This is a genomic window from Clostridium gelidum (genome assembly GCF_019977655.1).
In the GTDB taxonomy this organism is placed as follows: Bacteria; Bacillota; Clostridia; order Clostridiales; family Clostridiaceae; genus Clostridium; species Clostridium gelidum.
This window is the reverse complement of record NZ_AP024849.1, coordinates 2,768,230-2,791,803: the sequence shown is the minus strand read 5'-3', so window position 1 is coordinate 2,791,803 and position 23,574 is coordinate 2,768,230. Positions and strand designations below refer to the sequence as shown.

Below are 23,574 nucleotides of genomic sequence, written 5' to 3'. Positions count from 1 at the left end.
TATATCCAAACTAGAAATAAGGGGGCTTGCTTTTGTGGAGTGTTGCATAAGAGGATTTTGATGTAGAATTTCTTTAGTAGAAGTTGTTCCAACAAGCTTGTTCAAAGCTTGTCTTTGAAGCAAGCTTGTTGGTGCAACTTCTACTATTAGAAATTCACATCAAAATCCTCAGCAACTGCAACAAATGCATGCCCCCTTATTTCGGTGGATATAAACATAACCCTATTTCGCTGCTTTCTTTAATGCTTCGGTACGTTCAGCTTCCCATTTCTTTAATCCAGCTTTAAATTCATCATTACTCATAGCTTTAGGTAACATTGTTTGTCCTTTATATTTTTCAGAGATAACACCAAATGGTGAGAATTGTGCATCAAATGGATTTAATTTAGATGCAACGTAACCTTCTCCTCCTACTACATAAGGTATTACAAAACCTTGATTTATTAAATAGCTTTCAGCTTCTGCAAATAATTCATAACGTTTATTTACATCAGTTACTTCTGCTTTTGCTTTAGTTAACATTTCTTCATATTTTGTTCCTATATCACCTTGTGCAAGTTCTGGTCTGTTGTAATTTCCTCCTGTATTAAATGGTTCTGAATATGTTTCTGGATCTGCATAGTCAGGACCCCAATTACATAATGAAAGTGCATAATTTCCAGCTTTTCTAACATCTTTTAAGTATCCTGTAGCTGGTTTTGGATCAATTATTACATCAATATAATCAGTACCTAATGCTTTTTCTAATTGTTGTTCAACAACTTGTTCACGATTGGCACTTCCAGCTATACCTGTATTATATGGTAAATATATTTTAACTGGGAACTTAACTTTTCCTTCTAATTCTTTCATTGCCTTATCTTTATATTCTTTTGCTAATTTTTCATCAAAAGAGTCTTTTGCTGTAATATCTGCTAGTGCTCCAATTTGAGTATAATCTTTTCCTTTTATATCTACAAAGTTTTTTGGAGTTATAGTATTTAATAGTTTTGCTTCTGTTTCGTATGGCTCTAATGTTGTAGCTGCTGCCTTTCTATCTAAGGCATTAAATAATGATTTTCTAAAATTCAAATTATTAACTGCAGCTTTCCAATTCGCTGGTTCGTATTCCTCTGAAAATTTTGGATCAAAGTTTAATGCATAAAAATAACTATAGAATCCATTTTTACTTTGATGAACTGAATTCTTTTTGTCATCTGATTTAAACCATTCATCTATAATTGATGGTGATATATTGGCATAATCTATTTCTCCTCTTAAAAACATTTCAGGAGCTAAAGTTAATGCTTCTTTATTATAAGTTAATTTAATTTTCTTTATAAATATATTATCCTTGTCCCAATATTGATCGTTAGCCACATAAACTCTACTGCTTTGTGGTTCAAAGGTATCGAATATATATCCTCCATTATATAAAATATTTTCTGGAGTTGTACCAAAGTCAGCTCCCTTTTCATCTAAAAACTTACCATTTACAGGGAAGAAATATACATAAGTAAGCATTGATAAAAAGTATGGTGTTGGTTTTTCAAGTGTATATTCCACAGTATGCTCATCAATTGCTTTTACACCAACTTGACTAAAATCAGTTATTTCTCCGGTGTAAAATTTAGAACCGTTTTTAATTACTCCCGCTGCTATATCTACTGTTTCTGACCCATTATTTTTATCTAAAACATATTTCATCGAATCAACAAAGTCTTGTGCTACAACATTTGCATATTCTTTTTTATCTTTTGTTACCCACTTAACATTGTCTCTTAGCTTAAAAGTCCAAACTGTATTATCTTCATTAGCCTTCCATTCAGTTGCTAAGCAAGGCTGAACAACTCCATACTTATCATAATCAACTAAGGAATCAATCATATTTGCTAAAGCACCAAATTCAGTAGTTTCTGATGTCTTTAAATAATTAAGTGTTTTTATTTCCTCAGAATATACCTTTTTAAACTCAGTTGCACTTACATCTTTTTTGTCAGCTTCTTTACCTTTGCTACATCCAATTGCTGTCGTTCCAAGTAGCATTAATGAAAGTGTTAATGAAAGTATTCTTTTTAATGTATTTTTTTTCATATTATTTCCCCCTTAGTTTTATTGTTAAATCCCTATTTCTTATAAAAAAAATCATTGCATTTTAATTTATCCATTTCCAATTGATGTATATTAAATTTTCTTACTACATCAATTAGAGTGATAAAATAAAAATACAATGACTTCATTGCCAATTTTATAATAACTTATTAAATCCCCTAAAATATATAAATAAATTATAACATTTACCATATCTTTTGTAACTATTTTATTAATTATATATATATTATGTTAAAAAGTGTATTAATCTTAAAACTTCAAAATATTCCTTTGTATTAAATACAACACTTCTTGGTGCCTTAAATTCTGCACCTGGATAAAAGGAATATCTATAAGCACATTTATGATCTTTATATTCAATTTCAACTTTAAATTCTTCTGGCAATTTAATTTTCATTAAATTCAAGTCTTTTCCCAAAGCTTCTTTTACTAATCTTTCAGTTTCTCTAACAGCTTTCTTAGGATTCATGTTAATTGTTGCAGCTCCAATTCCATCTTTTACTCCAAGTGTGACAATACTTGGATTTACTTTATTAACTTCTTTAGTTAAACCAATATCTCCACTTACAAAAACAACTGGAACATCATATAAGGTAGCTGCATAAGCATGTATCAAAAATTCACTTGTGTATTCATCATTAATCTTAATATAAGATACCTGTGATACGTTCATTGTATGAACCAGAGGATTTGTTATAGTCCCTGCTGCATTATGATATCCAATAAAAATAACCGCATCAAAACTCTTATCAATGCCACTTATCATAGACAAGGGATCACCCATCCATCCACGAATAAGTTTAGCTTCTTCTGGTAATGCATTAATATCAATATTCCTTGCACTATCATGAGCATCTTTTATTAATATTTCAGTTGCACCTGCTGCAATTGCACCATTAGCTGCTGCAACAACTTCATCTGTCATTTGTTTTGCAAAAGGAACCCAATCTGGAAGGTTCTTTTCAGTTTCATTCCAATGAGTTGTTCCAGTTATTCCTTCAATATCACCACTAATATATACTTTCATTTCCCTACACCTCTTTATATTTATTGGATTGTGCCTAATCATTGAACATTGAATATTGATAATCAAATTGCCACTTAGAATCCGAGTTTTCATTTTTATTATCTATAAAATAATCATAAACCTTTTTAGATAGCTTTCCAATTATTTCATACGATTCATTGTTATCTTTTGCCTTATGAACAAAAACACCAATGAAATAATCTGTATTCTTTGTATAAAAAATGCCTACATCACTATTTAAATTATTAAGTTCACCAGTTTTGTTAGCTAAAACTACATTTTCAACAATATATCTTTTAAGCATTGTATTATCTCTTTGATTTTTCATAATATCAAGGGCTCTTCTGGAAACTTCTTTATCTATAACTTCACCTCTATATAAGCCTTCCATAACAACTAGCATGTCTTTTAAAGATGTAAAATTATTTTTACCTTCTTTTATTGCTTCAAAATCCATCATTTTTCTTTGTAGTTTAGTGTTTTTCATTCCTAAACTATTAATTTTTTCATTGATTTTATTAAGTCCAAGTAAGTCTATTAATACATTAGTTGCCGTATTATCGCTATTTATTATCATACATGTTATTAATTCTAAAAATGTACACTCCGTAAGATTTTGCTCTGTAATAATACTAAAATCAACTTTATCAGATTCTTTTATTTTAATAGTACTTAGTAGTGGGATTTGCAAATCATCTGCTTTACTTAAAGCTTCTATCATTATAGGAATTTTAATAATACTTGCGGATGGATACATTTTTTCTTCATTATAATTAAATAATATTTCATTACTACTTAAATTTTTAACTAACATTGCTATGTCTTCATCACATTTTTTTATAATTTCCTTAAGCTCATTTTCAAGCATATTTCTCCCCCATCTCAATATAAAACTTACATTTCTATAATTAAGTTTCTACTATACCTTCAAAACCTATACCAACTTTATCGCTCATTTTAATATTACTTCCACAAAAAATAGGTCCTCCACTTATTGGATCAATTTTACAAAGTGCTGGTCCATCTAAATCTACCATTGTTATTATTTTTCTAGCAGCTCCAAGATGTGCTGCGGCACTTACACTTATTTTACTTTCAAGCATACATCCTACCATGCACTCTACTCCATAAACTTCTGCTATATCACAAATCTTTAAAGCATTGTATATTCCGCCTGTTTTCATAAGCTTTATATTAATTAAATCTGCTGCTCTTTCTTGAATTATCTTAACTGCATCTTGCGCAGAAAAAACGCTTTCATCTGCTAAAATTTTTGTATATGTATTTTTAGTTACATACTTCATACCCTCTAAATCCCAATATTTTACTGGCTGTTCTACCAAATCAATATTTAAATCTTTATCTTCTAGATCACTTATGATTTTTACTGCTTCTTTGCTTGTCCATCCTTGGTTTGCATCTACACGAATACTTACATTTTTCCCAACTGCTTTTCGTATTTCATCAATTCTTTCAATGTCCTTTTCGCAGTCTTTTCCTACCTTTATCTTTAAAATATTAAAGCCTTCGTTTACAGCTTTTATACTATCTTGAACCATTACATCTATTTCATTTACACTAATAGTAATATCTGTAGTAATTTCACTTCTATATCCTCCAAGAATTTTATACAAAGGTGAATTAAGTTTTTTAGCATATAAATCATAAATAGCCATATCTACTGCAGCCTTTGCACTAGTATTTTTCATAATACAACTATTTAATTTTTCCATTATACTTTCTAAATTATCTATTTCCATTCCTATAATTGCTGGTTTTATATAATTTAAAATGGCTGATTTAATTGATTCTTTTGTTTCTCCAGTTATTACTGCTGTTGGTGCAGCTTCACCATATCCTATTTCACCAGTATTTGATGTGATTTTCACCACTATATCATTAACAGCTTCAACAGTTCTTAGTGCTGTTTTAAATGGTGTAACTAAAGGCACTAAAATTTCAGATACTTCAATATTTTTTATAATCATTTTTATCCCCCTCAAGACATCCCAAATTATAAGTTAAAAATAAAATGTATAGTATTTTTTAAGATATCCTCAAATTTAATAAAAAGGTCACTACATTTTGTTTATTCAACAATGCAGCGACTTCAACAATATATTCATAATTTGCATTTATTATATCATCTGTAGTAGATATTGTAAATTTAATTGTATAAAAATGTCTTTTTATGGTATCATTTTTTTATCACTCTAAGATTAGTGCATATCTTCATTTTTTTGTTTCATTATAAAATTAGCAACACTTGACAGAATACTGTTCCCCACATCGTTCAGCTTTTCTATCCCCGAAGCTTTAATCTGATCTTTAAGATCTTCAGGAAATATTTCTACAATTTTTAATAAATCTTCTTTTGATTTAATTGAAATACCAATAAACATTTCAAAATTTTTCCCATTTATATTTATAGATTTGAGTTTTATATTTTCAGGTAAAGGATTATTTAATATAATACATTTATTTTCTTCATCAATAGTTATATATTCGCTTGAAAATTCTTTAAAACTTTTTATTCCTGATGTTATGGGAATACTTACAAATCCAGTTTTAATTTTATCTATCCATAAAACCAGATTATTATTACTTATTCCTGCTCTTGTTTCTACAACAAAGTTAAGTGGAACAAGCTTAAATACGCTATTTGAAACATGTAATTGAATTTTACCATTTATGATTTCAACCCTAATGTTGCTTTTTGAAGCTGAGCTGTTATCTTCTTCAGATTTATTAATTAATTCTATAATCTCATTGATTTCTTTTTCAGAAAAAATAATTGGGCTAATACTTCTGCTTGCTATAATTTCTCTGACAAAGTTCATTAATTTATTGGATATAAACTCCTCTATAGAAGAATATCCGGAGGAATTATCCATAATATTTCTCCTTCATACCTTAATATTGATTGGAACTATGCTAGAGTCCCTGCAATACTATTTTATGTATTAATAGTATAATAATTACTGATACTGTTATTTTTTTAATTATCATTTACCCTATTACTTCGATCACATCTCTCATACTAGAATAGTATTTTTATTAAGATGATGTTACTTCCCATAATTAAAAGAAACACCTGCTCAGTTTACCAAGCAGGTGTATTGTAGATTCCTTTATGTCATTTTAATACTAGAATGGTAAATCTATATTGGCTTCTACCTTTAATTAGTAATGAGCTACCTATATTAATATTTATTTCCATAGTGGGTATTTAAAATAAATGTTGTTAATATGTTTAGAAATTATATGATATGTCAAGGATTAAAGAGAAAGCAAGTATATGCAGTGAAATATATGCTATTTGATATTACTATTTTTAACAACATTTTTTTGAAACACTAACTATGGAAATTAAATAGGTACATTGGTGCAACTCAGCATAGCGAATTTTATTTTTATACAGCAAAAACGTGTAGAACTAGCCATGAATAACAGTTCTTCTCGATCCTAGGGAGAATTTGTTATTCATAAAAAATAAATTGGACTATTGATTATAATTATTATTAATCTCAATAGTCCAATTTGTCTATATTTTTTCATTATGTTATAAAAATATGTAGGTTTAATCTAATATTCTCTTCCAATAGCATCTGCTGTAAGAAGTGCATTATATAATTCTTCTGGTGTAACATCACCAAGCATATTATGAATAGATTCACCTTCCATACATGCTTTTTCACATGCAATCTTAACTCTTTCATTATCTGTTACGCCTACTTGTTCAAGTGTTACAGGAAGTCCTACTGAAATACAAAATTCTATAACTTCATTAAGCTCATCTTTAGGTGCATTTTCTATAATTAATTGTGTTATAGTACCAAATGCAACTAATTCTCCATGCATTGTCTTTTCACATTCTTCAAGTGCTGTAAAACCATTGTAAACAGAGTGTGCTACTGCAAGCCCTCCATTATCTGCACCAACTCCACTTAAGTAAGTATTAGCTTCAATAATATTTTCTACAGCTGGAGTTAGAAGTCCTTTTTCAGCTGATAACTTAGCTAGATAACCATCTTCTAATAATGTTTCATAGCAAAGTGAACATAATGCCATTGCTGATTTAGTAATTCCTCCATTTTCTAAACTTGGCGAGTTTGTTTTAACGCAAGCTCTAGCTTCAAAATAAGTTCCAAGTGCATCCCCCATACCTGCAACTAAAAATCTTACAGGAGCTTTTACAATAATTGATGAATCAACAATTACTACGTCTGGATTTTTAGGATAAAATATGTAATTACAAAATGTTCCATCATCATTATAAATAACTGATAAACCTGTACATGGCGCATCCGTAGCAACAACTGTTGGCATAATTACAACTGGAAGTTTTTCATAATACGCAGTTGCCTTTGCTGTATCAATAGCACTACCACCACCTATTGCGGCAATAATCTCAATATTATTATCTTTAGCAATCTTACGCATTCTTTCAATCTCTCCTGTAGAACTTATCCCACTAAAGATTTCAAATATAATCTTAGTATTCGTTCCTTCAAAGCTCTTTTCAATCTTATCTTTACATGCCTTGTATCCACTGTTACTGCATACAAATAAGACTGAAGATCCTAAGTCCTTAATGTTTTCATATACTTCTAAAAATGCATCCTTACCTTGAACATATTTTGCTGGTGCTCTCATTAATTTTAACATAAACATCCCTCCATATTATAAAATAATCTTCAATTACTAATATATACCTAAAACGATTTCCTATCAATGAAGATTATATTAATAATTAATGTGAAAATACCATAAACTGAATCTTCTGCATAATTTCTTACAACCTTATTCTTAGTAATAACAACACTTGCTTCAATATATATGTTCAACAAGCATGCTGAATAAAAAAAATAAAGGCTCAAAATATTAAGCCTTTATTAGTAGTTTAATTATATTATATATATTTGTTTTACTCTAATTTTGTAGTTGTTCCTTTTTTTCGATATATTCTTCTTGATTTATTTCGCCTTTGGCAAATCTCTCATTTAATATAGTCATAGCTTTTGATACTGATGTATCATAAGGAGCAGAATTTATATTCTTACTATTAGCTGCTTTGTGAATAAAATAAACTATCATTAATAATATTAGAATCATTGGAACCATCATAAAGAAATTAGGTCCTCCAAATGAACCTCCAAAACCATTATTACAAAACATACAAAACACCTCCATACTTTTTCTTTTATTGTAATATAAAATTGTGTAGATATTGTGTAGATTTACTTTTTATATAAATAAGTTTAATCCAGAATCATCTGTTGCTCCTAAATAAGATGCAACTCCGCCAATTTCAACTCCATCAATAAATTCTTCTTTTTTTATTCCCATTAAGTCCATGCTCATTGCACATGCGACTACTTTAACGCCCATATCTATTGCATTTTTTATTAGAGTTTCTAAGCTGTCAACATTATGTTTTTTCATAATTTGCTTAATCATTGCAGGACCCATTCCACCCATATTCATTTGAGATAATGGTAATTTTCCTGCATGAGCTGGTAACATAACATCAAACATTTTTTCCATAACATCCTTAGTTACACTAGGCTTACTTTCACTCTTTAATATATTAAGTCCCCAGAAAGTGAAAAACATAGTAACTTCTTTACCCATAGATGCTGCACCTGTAGCTATTATAAATGAAGCTATCGCCTTGTCTAAATCTCCACTAAATACTACTAAAGTTGCTCCATTTTTTTCAGTTGCTGGTACTGAACATGACTTTTGTCCTGCTCCTTCTCCCATTCCTTTTCTTATATAAGCTACAAAAGCTTTTTCGTTGCTATCAAATTCTGCTTTTAATAAAGTGTTGTGAGTTGAGTCACACCATGATTTTATATCCTTAGCAAAACCTGGATCACTTGCTTTAACTTTTAAGACATTTCCATATTCCATTTTATTTATTTCTTCAAATACTCTTTTTATTGGTCCTGGACATTGAAGTCCACAGGCATTTAAAGTGATGTTAGCATTTATTTCTGTTATATCTAATTCTTCTAATTTCATTACAGCCACCTCATCTTTTACATCTTTATTATTTTTGTATTGATTTGCAATACTGTCAATTGCTCTCTTTACAAATAAATATGTCTTTATGCCTCCATCTATATTTGTGCATTTAATACCATTTTGTTCAAGCATTCTGCAAGCCACATATCCTCTAAGCCCAACTTGGCATGTAACATATATTGTTTTATCTTTTGGTATTTCATTTATTCTGTCTCTTAATTGTCCAAGTGGAATGAACATAGAATTATCAAAACCGCCTGTAACTAATTCAAATTCTTCTCTTACATCAATTATTAGAGAATTATCTTTATCTAACTTGTCTATTTCATGCCATTGAATTATGTTTGTAAGACCCTCTATAATATTTGAAGCATAATATCCAAGCATATTAACTGGATCTTTTGCTGAATTATATGGAGGTGCATAACAAGGTTCCACATCTTGCAAATCAAAAACCGTAAGATTTCCTTTTATAGCTGTCGCAAGTACATCAATTCTTTTTTCAACGCCATCAAGTCCTACACCTTGAGCTCCAAATATTTTTCCTGACTTTGGATCAAACAACATCTTAAATGCTATAGGAAAAGAGCCTGGATAATATCCTGCATGAGAGCCTGGATGAATATGAATGGCTTCATATTCTATACCTAATCTATTTAATGTCTTTTCATTATTACCAGTTGTAGCTACTGTATAATCAAATACCTTTGCAACTGAAGACCCAAGTGTGCCTTTATATTCCACATTTTTTCCACATATATTATCTGCAACTAATCTACCTTGCCTATTAGCTGGCCATGCAAGTGGAATCATAGTAGGTTTTTTGTTAACAAAATCCATAACTTCTACTGCATCACCCAGTGCATAAATACTTGCATCTGAAGTTTTCATAAATTTATCAACTACAATAGCGCTTCTTTCATTTAAATTAAGATTAGCTTCTTTTGCAATTGCTGTTTCTGGTTTAACTCCAATTGATAATATTATCATATCAGTTATTATTTCTTTTCCGCTACTTAGTATTATCTTTTTGCCTTTGTTTTCAAATCCAGCCACTCCGTCATTAAGTATTAATTCTACATTTTTATCAATTAAATGTTCATGTATTATACTTGCCATTTCAATATCTAGAGGAGCCATTACTTGGCTACTTGCTTCCACGATGGTAATATTAATTCCCCTAGCATGTAGATTTTCAGCCATTTCAAGTCCTATAAATCCTCCACCTATTACGGTTGCATGTTTAGGCTTTATATTATCTACATAATATTTAATTTTATCTGTATCGGGTATATTTCTAAGAGTAAATAAATTATCACATTCATTTATCCCAGATATCGGTGGCTTTATTGGAGCTGCCCCTGGAGATAAAACTAAAATATCATAAGTTTCTTCATATTCTTCATCTGTTTTATGATTTTTTATTGTAACTTTCTTATTTTCTTTATCTATGCTTAAAACTTCATTTAAATTTCTAATATCTAAATTAAACTTTTCGCTCATTTCTTCTACAGTTTGAACTATTAACTTTCCTCTCTCATCAATAGTTTCACCTATATAATAAGGAAGCCCACAATTAGCAAAAGATATGTATTCACCTTTTTCCACCATAATTATTTCTGAATTTTCATCTAATCTTCTAAGTCTAGCAGCAGTAGATGCACCACCTGCAACACCACCAACAATAATAATCTTTTTCTTCATAAGAATCTCTCCTTCTTATATATTTAATGATATTAATTTAATACTTAGTATTCCAAAAATATGAACTTACTATTACTTCAAATATTTTTAATATATATTCATAAGTCTCATTTCGTTAATTTCAATATATCTTAATTTAAGTTTACTTAATATAATTATTATTGTCTGTGACTTTGTCACAAACTTAAACCTTGTAGTAATTACATTTTTAATTATCTTTTTATTACGGTTTAAAAATTATTCTTTTAACAAATACTATAAGTAATATCTAATGCATGAAGGAGGATTTTTATATGGCTAAAATAACTGGGGTGGTTAAATGGTTTGATACAGAAAGAGGCTATGGATTTATATCTTGTAATGAAGGAGAGGATGTTTTTGTACATCATCAACAAATCAAAGAAAAAGGTGCTGATAAAGATTTACATGAAGATGAAAGTGTGACCTTTGATATTGAAAATAGTGAAAAAGGACCTATTGCTATAAATGTTCAAAAATTGTAATATTGTATGAAATATGTTCACCATTTTCTTTAAAACAAATCAAAAAGATAGTTTAAACAATCACAAAATGTTTAAACTATCTTTAAAAATATTTATTGACCCTACAAAAACTTTTCATAGTTTTCTATTTGCATGCACTTTTACCACTATTTTCTTTACCTTAGAACATTCTCCAGCAGCACAACCTGGTTTATGTGCATCTTTTGGAAAGAAAATTGCATAATCACCATTAGTAAATTTTATATTAGAACCATTTAAAGTTTCATTATAAAATATCATATCACTTTCTGGTCTTAAGTCCTCTTTAACTTCTAAGCCCTCAACTGGCGCATATCCTATAATTTCTTGTCCTTCAACTATTAATTGAATATCTATATACTTTTCATGAGACTCCCATTTTTTTTCTTCTTGGTTTTGTGTAGTATATTCTTGTACAAGTGCAAATATTTCTTCACCTTGTATTTCATATTTCCCTACAGCTAATGCCTTTAAATCAGTCGTTTTTAAAAATTCAAAAGCCTTCTCAAAATTATTATTAATACTTGAATAGTTATTTCTACTCCTCATGTTTTCACAAATCATAATTTAATTCCTCCCAATAATAATATATTACGTTCATCTATTCTAAATCTTTTAAAATATCTCTATATGCATCTTGCAGCGCTACAAATTGACCACCAACTAAAAATCCAAAATCATATAAATTTGTATGCTGTATTTTTATAATTGCGGGTATAGTTACTTTATTGTACTTAAATGCTATTTCTAATATATCATTTATTTCAAAATTTATATCCGATATAAATCCTATACCAGAAATAGACAGTTCTACACCCTCAACTTCCAAGTTTACTTGTTTAGAATTTACACTTTCTATTTTAAATTTATAATCATATTTATTTCTTTTGTTAATTCTATTTTCTTTCGTGAACACTTGTTTTTTGTCTTTTAAATAACTATATCCCTCATTCATTTCTTCACTTTCTTTCCTTCATTTATTTTTATTAATTCCAGGTTTTCTATTTCATATTTAAATTATTTATCCATCCAAAGACCATCTACTAGAATTATAATTTATTTCTTATATTTTATCTATATAATAAATATATTATTTTGCAAAACAAAAAAGAGCTATAAGAAAATCTTATAACTCTTTAAATAAAACAGAATTATCTTCTGTTATTTTGTTCTTTTTTAATTCTTCTACAATCAATACATCTTGTAGGTTCATTAGTGAATCCTTTTTCTTGGTAGAATTCTTGTTCTCCTGTTGTGAAAACAAATTCATTTCCACAATCTCTGCATACTAAAGTTTTATCGTTCATATAAAGTTCCTCCTTTTATTAGTAAAGATTAATATATGATTTATACAATTCTCTAAAAGGAGAAGTTTACATATCTATAAAAAACCTTTTTTATTTGACTTACATTTCTAATTATAACAGGTTTCAACAAAATAGCAAGTCTTTTTCTCTAGGTGATTAAATTTAATTTAAAATACCATAGAAACATCTAATAAGCTTGTAGCTTCATCACTAGTTACGTTTTTTCCTTGAGATATTTCTTCTATTACAATTTTTTTAGTACTGTTTAACATTTGCTTTTCACTTGAATTCAAATTATGTTCCATTTTAAGTTGAGTAAGATTACAAATAACTTCAAGATAATCATCTAAAGCTCCAGACTTAATTTTCAATTCATTGACAGTTTTTCTTTCTTTAAAGTTCACTTTAGAAAGTTCACCTGTTTCTACTACAAATTGATTAATGTGCTTTAAGCACATATCTAAAGTTTTAGAATCGCTTACTAATCTCATATTTGATGGTTCTATTCTACTAGATGGTAATGTTAATTTCATAGTATTGTTTGATAATTGTATTGTATAGTACTTTTGTGTTTCACCATTAAACTCTTTTTCCTCTATAATATCAATTACTCCTATCCCCTGACTTGGATAGACAATCTTATCTCCTATATTAAACAAATAATGACCTCCTTATTTTTATTCCTAAAACTATTATAACATATTATTTCACTTTCGCAAAGTTTTTATTTTATCACTAATACAATAGCGTGTCAATAACTTTCCATCAAATTTTTACAATCCGAAGTAATTCGTTTACATTTAATCAATTCCCAACAAATTTAGCTTACCCAAAAACTAAATTTACATACATTTTTCGAAAGTAACTTTATATACATAATTAAGGAAGCTTTATTTTTATTACACAGACTTTTCATTTTTTTTGTTTTCATATAGCAAATTTTAGAGTATAATAAATTAGAAAAAGGAAATTTGATATATAATTAACAATCAGTTTTCTTAAGATATTATAATTATTATAATAAATATAAATTATACGGAGGTCGTAAAATGTTAACATCAGCTAAAGAAATGTTAAACAAAGCTAAAGAAGGAAAATATGCAGTTGGTCAATTCAACATAAACAACTTAGAATGGACAAAAGCTGTACTATTAACTGCACAAGAAAATAATTCACCAGTTATTCTAGGTGTATCTGAAGGTGCTGGAAAGTATATGACTGGATACAAGACAGTAACTGCAATGGTTAAAGCAATGATTGAAGAATTAAAAATTACTGTACCAGTTGCATTACATTTAGATCACGGTAGTTATGAAGGAGCTAAAGCTTGTATAGAAGCTGGATTCTCATCTATCATGTTTGATGGATCTCATTATGCAATAGCTGAAAATATTGAAAAGACTAAAGAATTAGTTGCTATAACTAATGCTAAAGGACTTTCTTTAGAAGCAGAAGTTGGTTCAATCGGTGGAGAAGAAGATGGAGTTATCGGAAAAGGCGAAGTTGCTGATGAAAATGAATGTAAGCAAATCGCAGATCTTGGAGTTACAATGTTAGCTGCTGGAATCGGAAACATCCACGGAAAATATCCTGCTAACTGGGCTGGATTAGATTTTGAAGCATTAGCTAAAATCGAAAAAGCAGTTGGAACTTCTATGCCATTAGTATTACATGGTGGTACTGGAATTCCAGACGATATGATAGCAAAAGCTATATCACTTGGAGTTGCTAAGATCAACGTTAACACTGAATGTCAATTAGTATTCCAAGAAGCTACTAGAAAATATATCGAAGCTGGAAAAGACTTAGAAGGAAAAGGATTTGACCCAAGAAAGTTATTAAATCCTGGATTCGAAGCTATCAAAGTTTGTGTTAAAGAAAAAATGCAATTATTTGGTTCAGTAAACCAAGCATAATTTCATTTATGCAAAAGGAGCATCCTATAAACGGAGGCTCCTTTTTTTATTTAATCTCCTATCCTACATTTTTAATTTCTTCTAATGACATATTTTTATGTCTCCGCCTCTCCTTTTGTCTTTTTTCGTATGTATTATTTATAATTGAACTTAAAACTATTTCTGATTCTTCTTTTAGAATATTATCTCCATTATAGAAATATTCTAATATCCAAGAATTATTTTTAGTTTTTATAAGTTTATTTAAAATTCCTATACTATCTTGATTTGTTAAATTATATTTATTTAAAACTTCAAAAGTATCTATAATTTTCTCAGTAATATTTTTAATATCGAAATTTTTTTTAATACCTGCCAGTTGTGAAATATACCATGTATCATTTATAATTTCAAAATCTGAACGTTCATTAATAGTGCTTTTCTTCTTTAAACTATCATTCAATAAATTTAATATATATATAAACACTTTAACATCTCCTAATAAAAATTTATTTATTAATTCCATACTATTTTATAAATCATACTACTTAAGATGTAAGCTAATATTATTAAGGCCAAATCAGCTTATACGTTTACAGCACTTTTACAAATTTTATATGTAATGTCTTTTATTCTACACATACATATCATTTTCCTTCTATTTTTTTATATATTTTTTATTTTTTTGTTATTTGCCATTTTTTTGATTATGCCTTATAAGTAATACTTTTCTAAAAAGTGCATCTTCAAATTTCTCACTTATTTTATTTTTTATAAATTTAGTATTATTAATGCAAAATAAAATCATACTATATATAGTATGATTTTTTTACTTTGGAGGTATATTAATGAATAACAAATATAATGATTTATTTGATGAATTAGTTAAATCCTATTATGAAGGTAATTTTGACGAAACTCTTACACGTATTATGGTATGTCACGAAAAATCCCCTCAAGAAACATTTGCTATTATTTCATCACTATGTGGTGTTGATATTAAGTTTGATAATAACTATATTTATAATTTAAAAAAAGCTATAACAAAATACACTGTTCATACCAGATTAATTGAAAAGATTAAAGGTTGTCATGAATCATGTTCTAAAGACGAAGATGGTAAATTTAGTTGCCAAGCATCTTGTCCTTTTGATGCAATTCTTTATGATACAAAACAAAAATCTACTTTTATAGATTCTGAACGCTGTCTTAATTGTGGCTTATGTATAGATTCTTGCAAAGAGGGGCTTATTTTAGATAAAGTTTATTTTCTTCCTATTGCAGATTTAATAAAGAATAATGAAACAGTTATTGCCGCTGTTGCCCCTGCCATTAGTGGTCAATTTGGTGATAATGTAACTATGGATCAGTTAAGAGCTGCATTTATAAAAGTTGGTTTTGCTGATATGATAGAAGTTGCCTTTGCAGCAGATGTATTAACAATAAAAGAAGCAGTTGAATTTGATAAACATATACATGGGCCTAATGATTTGATGATAACTTCATGTTGTTGCCCTCTATGGATTGGGATGTTAAGAAAAGTTTACAAAGAACTTATTCCAGATTTGTCACCATCAGTTTCACCTATGGTTGCTGCTGCTCGTATAGTAAAAAGACTCAATAAAGAAGCAAAAGTTGTTTTTATTGGTCCATGTATTGCTAAAAAAGCAGAAGCTAAAGATAAAGATTTAAACGATGCTGTAGATTTTGTACTAACGTTCCAAGAACTATATGAAATATTTAAAACCTTAAATATTGATCCGGGAAAATTAAAAGGTGTCCCTTCTACTGAATATGCTTCAAGGGGCGGAAGATTATATGCACGTAGTGGCGGTGTTTCAATTGCAATTTCTGAAACCATAGAAGAACTTTATCCTGATAAATACAAATATTTTAAAGCTGCTAAGGCTTCTGGTGTTAAAGACTGTAAAGATCTTTTAGAAAATGCTCTAAAAGGTAATGTAGATGCAAACTTCCTTGAAGGCATGGGCTGTGTTTGTGGATGTGTTGGTGGCCCTAAAGCTATTATTCCTACAGAAGAAGGCAAAGCTGCTGCTGATAATTTTGCATACGATTCTCCTATTAAAGTACCCGTTCATAGCGGTATTCTTGATAAAGTATTAGAAAAACTCGATATAAATTCCATTGCTGATTTTAAAGATGATAAAAAAATAAGTATTTTAGATCGTGAATTTTAAAAATATATAATATATAAAGCTCAGAGACGAAATTTAACTATCCAAATTTCATATTTAGATACTGTAAATCCATATCTGAGCTTTAATCTTTAATTTACAATTAATATTACCTTTATATTTAGTAATGTATTTAATACTTACTATTTTATTGTCTCTAATGCCTTTTTTACCTTAGGAACTACATAGTGACTACCACCTTTGTCTTTAACATCCTCCGCCATCATAACTACTAGCAAATTATTAGGTGCTTTATTTGTAGTCATACCTACAAACCATCCAAGCTCAGTTCCAGTCGTATCATCTTGAGATGCCTTAATCTCTGCCGTTCCTGTTTTCCCTGCTATAGTTAAGCCACTTGTAAATGCAGCATGTCCTGTCCCATTTGGATTTTCTACTACTTGTATTAAATCTTGAAGAACAATACTAGCAGAATCCTTGTCTACAGCATTTGATTTCCATATCTTATTTTCTTGAGCTCCATTGTATACAAGATAAGGAGTCAATATGCTTCCTTCATTTTGAAACATTGTATAAAGTGATGCTAAATGAACTGGATTTATTAATATTTCTCCTTGTCCATACCCACTATCAGCTAACTGTACTTCTGTTTTAAAAGTTTTATCACTTGAAAATTGTGAATTATATAATGGATATTCAAATGGAACTTTTTCTGAAAAGCCAAAACTATTTAACTTATCTTTAAAAGTGTCCTTTCCTATATCTAATGCTACTTGTGCAAAATAAATATTATCTGAATAAACAAGTGCATTTAAAAGATTAGAATCTCCAGCATAGCTGCTCACTCTTGTAACAGAATATTTTCCCCAACTCTTATCTTTTTGCCAGCCAAGTCCACTTATATTTTTATTAGCATTTGGATCAAGCTTTTTAGTATCAACTCCAATAACTGCAGTGATTGGCTTAAAAGAAGATCCTGGTGCAAAAGTTCCTTGAAATCTGTTATATAAAGGCTTGCTTGGATCATTATTCAAGCTATTCCACTTATCATTAGACATACCTAAAACAAAGTCATTAGGATTATATGATGGAGTGCTTACAAGTGCTAAAACTTCACCAGTATTAGGATTCATAGCAATTGAAGATCCTTTATCACGTTCAAGTTGATTATATAATAAGCCTTGCATATTACTATCAATAGTTAATTTTAAATCTGCACCATTTTTTACTACTTTAGTTATAAGAGATGTTTTTTTCTCCCCCTCTTTATTTTGAATATATATTTCTGCTCCATCTATTCCTCTAAGAGTTTCTTCATATGCTTTTTCAAGTCCAGACTTACCAATTAAAGAGTTTTCTGTATATTCTTCATCCTTATGTTTTTCCAATTCTTCAGCATTTATAACTTGTACATATCCAGTCAAATGAGCAGCTTTTTCAGCTAATGGATATATTCTTGCATCTTTTTCATTAATTTGAACTCCTGAAATCTTAAGTAAACTAGGAATTCTTTCATCCCCGTATGGTATTGACTTTATAGGAATGAACATATCTGGCTTTACATATGTTGCACTTAATTGACTATTTATATATTCTGCAGAGGTTTCTAATAATTTTGCAATTTCATTAATAGCTTGATCTTTATTATCACCTAACTTTCCTGGAATGATCCCTACATTAGATGAAACAGAATCGGTTGCAATTTTTGATCCACTTCTATCTATAATGTCTCCTCTTTTAGATTTTATAGTTTTTACTCTAATCTTATCATTATCCGTTAAATCTGGAAATATAGTTTTTGAATTCCACTTAACAGTATAATCTTTGCCTATTTCTCTTGCCATAGTTATTGTATTTGAAAATTCTAATTTTCCACATAGGGTATTCATAGTTGTTTCATAATCTATTATTGCTACATTACTCCTATTTTCAACATTTTTAACTTCAACTGTAATGGCACTTGAGCCAATTCCTTCATATATGTTTTTATTTCTTGCGATAAAATCGTCTTTAGAAATTGTTTTCTTAGTTTCACTATCAGTTAATTCATACATTTTTTCATAATCTTTTGAATTGATTAAATTCACATATTCAGTTAATTTATATTCAGGCTTATGTGATTTATTATACATAAATAAAGCAATTCCACATATTATTAGTGGAACAACTACAACTCCTACACCTATAAACATATACTTATTCTTATTTTTATTCATACAATCATACCCTTCTCTGCTTTAGTCTTTAAATTAATTATATCATAGGATTTTATATAAAAATATATTTATATCCATATTATGTAAATATGTAAAAGGAGTTTCAAAATCAGTTGATTAAAACACATATTTTAATCAACTAATTTTGAAGCAGCCCTTTTTGATGTATAAACCTTAGAAATTGCGATAAAAACTAAGATTAAATATACTTTTTTAAATTAACAATGTACGATTAAGTCATACACCTACAAGTTCTCTATATTCTTATAACTTCAACTTTGTATCCATCTGGATCAGTTACAAAATAATACTTTGGCTTTTCACCTGGTAATCCTTTTAAATCAGTAACTTCATATCCTAATTCTATATGTTTTTCTCTAAGTTCTTCTAAATTTTCTACACCAATTGCAGTATGACTAAATCCATTTCCAATTTCATATGGTTTTTCTACATCATAATTATATGTAAGTTCAATTTCATAGCCATTAGCTTTATCTGATAAATAAACAAGAGTAAATTTATGTTCTGGAAAATCCTTTCTTCTGGTTTCTACAAGACCTAAAGCATCTTGATAAAATTTAAAAGATTCCTCTAAATTTTTAACTCTTATACATGTATGTAACATTTTTACTGACATATTATTTCCTCCTAATTTATAGTAACTTGCATTACTTTCAATACTTTTCTACTTTAAATATATCACATAAATGAAAATCTAAAAATAGTCATTATTTTATATAATTGGATATACTACATAGAATACTATTTATTATTGGCGTAATAGCCATAAATATTTTATAATAGTATATGAAAAGCTTTTTTTCTATTTATAATTAATTTAGGAGGTCATTATTTTTATGAAAATATTAAAGTATATGCTTATATTTGTACCTATAAGCTTTATAGCAGAATTCATGCATGCATCCTCATCAATAATGTTTATACTCGCAGCATTCTCTATAATTCCACTAGCCGGACTTATGGGTGAAGGAACAGAAGAAATTTCATTTTATTCAGGTCCTAAAATAGGTGGATTTTTGAATGGTACTTTTGGGAATGCCACAGAACTTATAATATCATTTTTTGCTCTTAGGGAAGGACTTTTTGAAGTTGTTAAATCATCCATAGCTGGTTCTGTAATAGGAAATGTCTTATTAGTACTTGGCGCTAGTATGCTTGCAGGAGGATTAAAATACAAAACTCAACCATTTAATAAAAAAGTTGTTGAAGTATCTTCAAGTATGCTATTATTTGCAGTTATTGGTTTATGTATCCCTGCATTATTTACTCATACTGTAGATCCTGCTCTTTTAAATACAAGATATGAAGGACTAAGCATATTTGTTGCAGTAATAATGATTATTATATATATATTAAGCTTAGTTTTTTCATTCCATACACACAAACATATCTATACAGTTAATACAGAAGAAGAAGGCGGCACTGCCAAGTGGTCTTTAAAAAAAGCAATAACAGTATTAGTTGTGGCTACAGTATTCATAGCTATAGAAAGTGAATTTTTAGTAAGTGGTATAGAACCTATAACTAAAAGGTTCGGTCTTAGTGAATTTTTTGTAGGTATAATATTAATTCCTATAATAGGAAATGCTGCTGAACATAGTACAGCTATTGTTATGGCTATGAAAAATAAAATGGATGTAGCTTTAGAAATTGCTCTAGGATCTAGCCTACAAATAATATTATTTGTTACGCCTGTATTAATATTTTTAAGCTTATTGTTTGTTCCTATGAGTATTGAATTTAATGTATTTGAATTAGTAGCACTTATAGTAGCAGTAATAATAGCTAATAGAGTATCAAATGATGGAGAATCTAATTGGCTCGAAGGGGTTCAGCTCCTTGCTGTATATGCAATAATTGCAGCTTCATTTTTTATTTTATAGCTTAATTATTTATCTAAAATGCATAAAAATTTCATAAAAAATAAGCTGCTATATTTTTAGTAGCTTATTTTTTAATTAAATTACTTTTGTGTTTTAGAATTCTGAATACATAACACTTAAATTTAAATAGTAAAAATAGTTATCATTAGATAGTTGTCAAATGATAACTATTTTGCTATAATGTTTTTTAAGTAATAATTAATGTTAAAGGAGATTGGTTATGAATAAAATAGAATCTCAAAATTTGATATTACATATGGTCAACTTTTACACAATATTTAATACTGAATTTATAGACCTTATTCCAGACCTTTCAAATTCTGAAATTAGCCCTTTGCTTTCAAAAATTTTAAATTTTATTCATTTAGAAGGTAATACTACTGCCTCAACTTTAAGTAAAAAATTAAATATCTCTGTCCCAAATATTAGTAGAAGCATTAGTACATTAAATAATCTTGGTTACTTAACAAAAAAACAAGACTCTAATGATAAACGAATTATTTATTTATCATTATCACCAAAAGCTTTAGCACTTATTTCAACAGTCATTTCTGCTTCTGAAGAAATATTCTTAAAAAGGTTCAACGTACTTTCTCTTGAAGAATTAAATGAGCTTTCTAAATCGTTCTCTAAAGTACAAAGTTTACTTATAAAAATGCGTGAATTAAATGTTAACAATAAAACTTGTAACAAAAAATAAAGGAGTTGATTTTCACATATGATTACAAAAAGTATAAAATCAAAATTAATTGTTCTAATAGGTATATTACTATTTATTGTAAGTAGTGGACTCGGAATTATTTCGTATATTAATGCATCTAATTCTTTAGTATCTAATATAGAAAAGACATTACCACAAATAGCTACTCAAGCTTCAAATACAGTACAAGCTAATTTAGATAGTCAATTAAATGCAATGGAGGTAACTGCTGAAGTTGCTGCAATAAATAATGATTCCTCAGAAAAACTTATGACTATATTAAAAAGTGAAGCTAAAAGAAATGGCAGTATAAAAATGGGATATGCAGATGCTAATGGTACTATTCTGTATACAGATGGAGGACAAGATAATATCAAAGATAATACTTTCTTTAAAAAATCTATTTCTGGAGAAAATTATATAGAAGATCCAGTTGTTAATAAAGATAAGACTGCAATGACTATGATATATTCAGTACCCATAAAAAATAATAATTCCGTTATTGGCGTATTAGTTTCAGTCCGAGATGGAATGGAACTTAGTGAAATGATTAAGAAAATTGCATTTGGAAAAACTGGTAGTGCATATATGATTAATAGCAAGAGTACTAGTATTGCATATATGGATCCTAGCATGCCATTAAATCAATATAATTCAATAAAAGAAGCTGAAAAAAATCCAAGTCTTAGCGCCATTGCAAATATGCAAAAACGAATGATAGCTGGAGAAACTGGTTTAAGTTCATATACTTTTGATGGAAAAGATGCTTATGGAGGATTTGCTCCAGTAAAAAATGAAAACTGGTCTATAACCGTTATATTAGATAAAGGTGAACTATTGTCAGAACTTGATTCATTAAGAATATCTATGGCCTTATCTTCATTAATATTTCTAATTGTTGGAATTTGTATGATTTACATTCTTGCTCATAAATTATCCACAAGAATTAAATACGCTTCTAATTCTTTAAATATATTATCTACTGGAGACTTTACTAATAAAATAGATAAAAAATACTTGAATAATAAAGACGAAATAGGCCAAATGGCTAACTCTATGAGTACAATGCAAAATTCAATTAAAGAAATGCTTAAAATTTCTAAAGATAGTTCTTCCATAATAGATAAAGATTCAACTGATCTTTCACATATTTCTCAAGAAATGGCTTCTTCATCAAACAATGTAGCCAGTTCAATTCAAGAAGTTTCAAGTGGCATAAGTTCCCAAGCAGATAATTTAATTGAGATTACCTCAATATTAAATAATTTTGGCAACAAACTTGAAGATATAGTTTATAACATTAATGATGTAGATAAAAATACCTTATCCATGAATGAACTTGCAACTGATAGTAGTTCCAATATGAATTCATTGATGGCTGCTGTAAATGGTATAAGTTTATCATTTAAAAAGCTATCTGATAAAATACTTAGTTTTAATATTAGTATAAAAGAAGTAAATAATATTGTAATTATAATTAATTCAATTGCAGATCAAACTAATTTATTGGCTTTAAATGCTTCTATAGAAGCTGCAAATGCTGGTGAGGCCGGGAAAGGCTTTGCTGTAGTTGCAAATGAGGTAAAAGCTTTAGCTGAACAAACAAAAGTTTCATCAGAACATATTAGTACACTAATATCTAATATTGCTGAAAATACTACTACTATTACAGAAGATACTAATAATGTAGATACAGAACTTGGTAATCAAGTGAATATTATAAACGAAACAATAACTTCTTTTGAAAAAATAATTGATGCAATTAAAATCATAATTCCAAAGGTAAAGTCTGTTAATTCGTCAGTTATGGAGATTAATAACGAAAAAGATAATATATTAAATAAAGTAGAAAGTGCATCTGCTATCGCTGAAGAAATAGCAGCTTCTTCTGAGGAGATAACAGCATCAATTGATGAAATGAATAATTTATCTAATAACGTAGCATCAACATCAATTACTTTAAATGATATGACTAAAAATATGATTGAACAACAAAATAACTTTAAAATATAATATTTAAAAA

General features: G+C 28.5%; 21 protein-coding genes. 6 read left to right on the top strand and 15 right to left on the bottom strand.

The window, feature by feature from the left end; genetic code table 11:
* Positions 1 to 222: 222 nt before the first annotated feature.
* The 8 genes from psyc5s11_RS12410 to psyc5s11_RS12375 all read right to left on the bottom strand — a co-directional run bounded on the left by psyc5s11_RS12410 (position 223) and on the right by psyc5s11_RS12375 (position 10,852).
* Positions 223 to 2,073: a peptide ABC transporter substrate-binding protein gene (locus psyc5s11_RS12410; RefSeq protein WP_224037880.1), complete on the bottom strand. Its 1,851-nt coding sequence runs from the start codon at positions 2,071 to 2,073 to the stop codon at positions 223 to 225.
* A gap of 244 nt (positions 2,074 to 2,317) precedes the next feature.
* Entirely contained in the window at positions 2,318 to 3,118 is an 801-nt protein-coding gene (locus psyc5s11_RS12405) for a M55 family metallopeptidase (RefSeq protein WP_224037879.1), read from the bottom strand.
* Between the two features lie 34 nt (positions 3,119 to 3,152).
* The gene (locus tag psyc5s11_RS12400) at positions 3,153 to 3,986 is read right to left on the bottom strand and encodes a serine hydrolase (protein WP_224037878.1); all 834 of its coding nucleotides are present in this window, start codon (positions 3,984 to 3,986) and stop codon (positions 3,153 to 3,155) included.
* A 40-nt stretch (positions 3,987 to 4,026) separates the two neighbouring features.
* Entirely contained in the window at positions 4,027 to 5,106 is a 1,080-nt protein-coding gene (locus psyc5s11_RS12395) for a dipeptide epimerase (protein WP_224037877.1), read from the bottom strand.
* Positions 5,107 to 5,337: 231 nt separating this feature from the next.
* Positions 5,338 to 6,012 (bottom strand): hypothetical protein, encoded by a 675-nt coding sequence (locus psyc5s11_RS12390; protein WP_224037876.1) that lies wholly within the window; start codon positions 6,010 to 6,012, stop codon positions 5,338 to 5,340.
* A gap of 691 nt (positions 6,013 to 6,703) precedes the next feature.
* On the bottom strand, positions 6,704 to 7,792 hold the full coding sequence (locus psyc5s11_RS12385; RefSeq protein WP_224037875.1) for a glycerol dehydrogenase: 1,089 nt from the start codon (positions 7,790 to 7,792) through the stop codon (positions 6,704 to 6,706).
* A gap of 258 nt (positions 7,793 to 8,050) precedes the next feature.
* Positions 8,051 to 8,296, bottom strand: coding sequence for an SHOCT domain-containing protein (locus tag psyc5s11_RS12380; protein ID WP_224037874.1), 246 nt, complete (start codon positions 8,294 to 8,296; stop codon positions 8,051 to 8,053).
* 69 nt (positions 8,297 to 8,365) lie between these two features.
* Positions 8,366 to 10,852, bottom strand: a complete 2,487-nt coding sequence (locus psyc5s11_RS12375; RefSeq protein WP_224037873.1) for a CoA-disulfide reductase — start codon at positions 10,850 to 10,852, stop codon at positions 8,366 to 8,368.
* 293 nt (positions 10,853 to 11,145) lie between these two features.
* Here psyc5s11_RS12375 and psyc5s11_RS12370 point away from each other — a divergent pair, with 293 nt between their 5' ends.
* Positions 11,146 to 11,355, top strand: coding sequence for a cold-shock protein (locus tag psyc5s11_RS12370; RefSeq protein ID WP_224037872.1), 210 nt, complete (start codon positions 11,146 to 11,148; stop codon positions 11,353 to 11,355).
* A gap of 114 nt (positions 11,356 to 11,469) precedes the next feature.
* On the opposite strand, the gene psyc5s11_RS12365 is transcribed toward psyc5s11_RS12370, so the two are convergent.
* The 4 genes from psyc5s11_RS12365 to psyc5s11_RS12350 form a co-directional block, all read right to left on the bottom strand.
* On the bottom strand, positions 11,470 to 11,937 hold the full coding sequence (locus psyc5s11_RS12365; RefSeq protein ID WP_224037871.1) for a YhcH/YjgK/YiaL family protein: 468 nt from the start codon (positions 11,935 to 11,937) through the stop codon (positions 11,470 to 11,472).
* Positions 11,938 to 11,974: 37 nt separating this feature from the next.
* Positions 11,975 to 12,328 carry a PilZ domain-containing protein gene (locus tag psyc5s11_RS12360; RefSeq protein WP_224037870.1) on the bottom strand — a complete coding sequence of 118 codons (354 nt, stop codon included), beginning with the start codon at positions 12,326 to 12,328 and terminating at the stop codon, positions 11,975 to 11,977.
* 196 nt (positions 12,329 to 12,524) lie between these two features.
* A complete protein-coding gene (locus tag psyc5s11_RS12355; RefSeq protein ID WP_158518795.1) occupies positions 12,525 to 12,680 on the bottom strand; it encodes a zinc-ribbon domain-containing protein in 156 nt (51 codons plus the stop codon).
* A 167-nt stretch (positions 12,681 to 12,847) separates the two neighbouring features.
* Positions 12,848 to 13,339 carry a CarD family transcriptional regulator gene (locus tag psyc5s11_RS12350; protein WP_224037869.1) on the bottom strand — a complete coding sequence of 164 codons (492 nt, stop codon included), beginning with the start codon at positions 13,337 to 13,339 and terminating at the stop codon, positions 12,848 to 12,850.
* 390 nt (positions 13,340 to 13,729) lie between these two features.
* Here psyc5s11_RS12350 and fba point away from each other — a divergent pair, with 390 nt between their 5' ends.
* Entirely contained in the window at positions 13,730 to 14,596 is an 867-nt protein-coding gene (fba, locus tag psyc5s11_RS12345; protein ID WP_224037868.1) for a class II fructose-1,6-bisphosphate aldolase, read from the top strand.
* A 58-nt stretch (positions 14,597 to 14,654) separates the two neighbouring features.
* Here the strand turns inward: fba and psyc5s11_RS12340 are convergent, their stop codons facing one another.
* Positions 14,655 to 15,062: a hypothetical protein gene (locus tag psyc5s11_RS12340; RefSeq protein ID WP_224037867.1), complete on the bottom strand. Its 408-nt coding sequence runs from the start codon at positions 15,060 to 15,062 to the stop codon at positions 14,655 to 14,657.
* 361 nt (positions 15,063 to 15,423) lie between these two features.
* Here psyc5s11_RS12340 and psyc5s11_RS12335 point away from each other — a divergent pair, with 361 nt between their 5' ends.
* Positions 15,424 to 16,773, top strand: coding sequence for a [Fe-Fe] hydrogenase large subunit C-terminal domain-containing protein (locus psyc5s11_RS12335; RefSeq protein ID WP_224037866.1), 1,350 nt, complete (start codon positions 15,424 to 15,426; stop codon positions 16,771 to 16,773).
* A gap of 140 nt (positions 16,774 to 16,913) precedes the next feature.
* Here psyc5s11_RS12335 and psyc5s11_RS12330 read toward each other — a convergent pair whose 3' ends face one another.
* Both psyc5s11_RS12330 and gloA read right to left on the bottom strand, forming a co-directional pair.
* Positions 16,914 to 18,947, bottom strand: a complete 2,034-nt coding sequence (locus tag psyc5s11_RS12330; RefSeq protein WP_224037865.1) for a penicillin-binding transpeptidase domain-containing protein — start codon at positions 18,945 to 18,947, stop codon at positions 16,914 to 16,916.
* 256 nt (positions 18,948 to 19,203) lie between these two features.
* On the bottom strand, positions 19,204 to 19,584 hold the full coding sequence (gene gloA / locus psyc5s11_RS12325) for a lactoylglutathione lyase (RefSeq protein ID WP_224037864.1): 381 nt from the start codon (positions 19,582 to 19,584) through the stop codon (positions 19,204 to 19,206).
* 220 nt (positions 19,585 to 19,804) lie between these two features.
* Between gloA and cax the strand changes: the two genes are divergently transcribed.
* From cax to psyc5s11_RS12310, 3 genes are all read left to right on the top strand, one after another.
* Positions 19,805 to 20,851 carry a calcium/proton exchanger gene (cax, locus tag psyc5s11_RS12320; RefSeq protein ID WP_224037863.1) on the top strand — a complete coding sequence of 349 codons (1,047 nt, stop codon included), beginning with the start codon at positions 19,805 to 19,807 and terminating at the stop codon, positions 20,849 to 20,851.
* 220 nt (positions 20,852 to 21,071) lie between these two features.
* Positions 21,072 to 21,551 (top strand): MarR family winged helix-turn-helix transcriptional regulator, encoded by a 480-nt coding sequence (locus psyc5s11_RS12315; RefSeq protein WP_224037862.1) that lies wholly within the window; start codon positions 21,072 to 21,074, stop codon positions 21,549 to 21,551.
* An 18-nt stretch (positions 21,552 to 21,569) separates the two neighbouring features.
* Positions 21,570 to 23,564: a methyl-accepting chemotaxis protein gene (locus psyc5s11_RS12310; RefSeq protein ID WP_224037861.1), complete on the top strand. Its 1,995-nt coding sequence runs from the start codon at positions 21,570 to 21,572 to the stop codon at positions 23,562 to 23,564.
* Positions 23,565 to 23,574: the final 10 nt, after the last annotated feature.

Bases quoted from the DNA above. Each gene is read 5' to 3' on its own strand.
- psyc5s11_RS12410 (WP_224037880.1), bottom strand. From the start codon at position 2,073: ATGAAAAAAAATACATTAAAAAGAATACTTTCATTAACACTTTCATTA.
- psyc5s11_RS12405 (WP_224037879.1), bottom strand. From the start codon at position 3,118: ATGAAAGTATATATTAGTGGTGATATTGAAGGAATAACTGGAACAACT.
- psyc5s11_RS12400 (WP_224037878.1), bottom strand. From the start codon at position 3,986: ATGCTTGAAAATGAGCTTAAGGAAATTATAAAAAAATGTGATGAAGAC.
- psyc5s11_RS12395 (WP_224037877.1), bottom strand. From the start codon at position 5,106: ATGATTATAAAAAATATTGAAGTATCTGAAATTTTAGTGCCTTTAGTT.
- psyc5s11_RS12390 (WP_224037876.1), bottom strand. From the start codon at position 6,012: ATGGATAATTCCTCCGGATATTCTTCTATAGAGGAGTTTATATCCAAT.
- psyc5s11_RS12385 (WP_224037875.1), bottom strand. From the start codon at position 7,792: ATGTTTATGTTAAAATTAATGAGAGCACCAGCAAAATATGTTCAAGGT.
- psyc5s11_RS12380 (WP_224037874.1), bottom strand. From the start codon at position 8,296: ATGTTTTGTAATAATGGTTTTGGAGGTTCATTTGGAGGACCTAATTTC.
- psyc5s11_RS12375 (WP_224037873.1), bottom strand. From the start codon at position 10,852: ATGAAGAAAAAGATTATTATTGTTGGTGGTGTTGCAGGTGGTGCATCT.
- psyc5s11_RS12370 (WP_224037872.1), top strand. From the start codon at position 11,146: ATGGCTAAAATAACTGGGGTGGTTAAATGGTTTGATACAGAAAGAGGC.
- psyc5s11_RS12365 (WP_224037871.1), bottom strand. From the start codon at position 11,937: ATGATTTGTGAAAACATGAGGAGTAGAAATAACTATTCAAGTATTAAT.
- psyc5s11_RS12360 (WP_224037870.1), bottom strand. From the start codon at position 12,328: ATGAATGAGGGATATAGTTATTTAAAAGACAAAAAACAAGTGTTCACG.
- psyc5s11_RS12355 (WP_158518795.1), bottom strand. From the start codon at position 12,680: ATGAACGATAAAACTTTAGTATGCAGAGATTGTGGAAATGAATTTGTT.
- fba (WP_224037868.1), top strand. From the start codon at position 13,730: ATGTTAACATCAGCTAAAGAAATGTTAAACAAAGCTAAAGAAGGAAAA.
- psyc5s11_RS12335 (WP_224037866.1), top strand. From the start codon at position 15,424: ATGAATAACAAATATAATGATTTATTTGATGAATTAGTTAAATCCTAT.
- psyc5s11_RS12330 (WP_224037865.1), bottom strand. From the start codon at position 18,947: ATGAATAAAAATAAGAATAAGTATATGTTTATAGGTGTAGGAGTTGTA.
- gloA (WP_224037864.1), bottom strand. From the start codon at position 19,584: ATGTCAGTAAAAATGTTACATACATGTATAAGAGTTAAAAATTTAGAG.
- cax (WP_224037863.1), top strand. From the start codon at position 19,805: ATGAAAATATTAAAGTATATGCTTATATTTGTACCTATAAGCTTTATA.
- psyc5s11_RS12315 (WP_224037862.1), top strand. From the start codon at position 21,072: ATGAATAAAATAGAATCTCAAAATTTGATATTACATATGGTCAACTTT.
- psyc5s11_RS12310 (WP_224037861.1), top strand. From the start codon at position 21,570: ATGATTACAAAAAGTATAAAATCAAAATTAATTGTTCTAATAGGTATA.